Origin of the sequence: Methylobacterium sp. WL18, from assembly GCF_008040015.1 — a bacterium.
In the GTDB taxonomy this organism is placed as follows: Bacteria; Pseudomonadota; Alphaproteobacteria; order Rhizobiales; family Beijerinckiaceae; genus Methylobacterium; species Methylobacterium mesophilicum.
On record NZ_VRVD01001363.1, the window covers coordinates 1 to 424 of the forward strand.

General features: G+C 74.8%; 1 protein-coding gene. It reads right to left on the bottom strand.

What is annotated here, in order from left to right:
- Positions 1–424 (bottom strand): enoyl-CoA hydratase-related protein (locus tag FV228_RS32765; protein ID WP_187278019.1); only part of this gene is annotated, 424 nt, incomplete at both ends.

Genomic DNA, 424 nt, shown 5'->3' on the forward strand with positions numbered 1-424 from the left:
GCCGAGCGCAACCTCCAGGGCCGTGCCCTCCGGGACGGCGGCGTTGATGAGGCCGGCCGCCACCGCCTCCGCCGCGCCGAAGGGCTCGCCGAGCATCAGGAGTTCGGCCCCCCGCTTGGTGCCGGCGATGAGCGGCAGCAGGTAGCTCGACCCGCCCTCGGGACTGAGCCCGAGCGCCGTGAACGGCAGGCGGAAGCGGGCGCCGTCCCCGGCATAGGCGAGGTCGCAATGCAGCAGCAGCGTCGTGCCGATGCCGACCGCGTGCCCCTCCACCGCCGCGACGACGGGGTTCGGGCAGCCGCGCAGGGCCTTCAGGAAGGTCAGGCCCGGGCTGTCGCCGTCGGTCTCGACATCCTGGAAGTCCCTGAGGTCGTTGCCGGCCGTGAAGCAGCCGCCCGCCCCGGTGAGCACCACGGCGCGCACG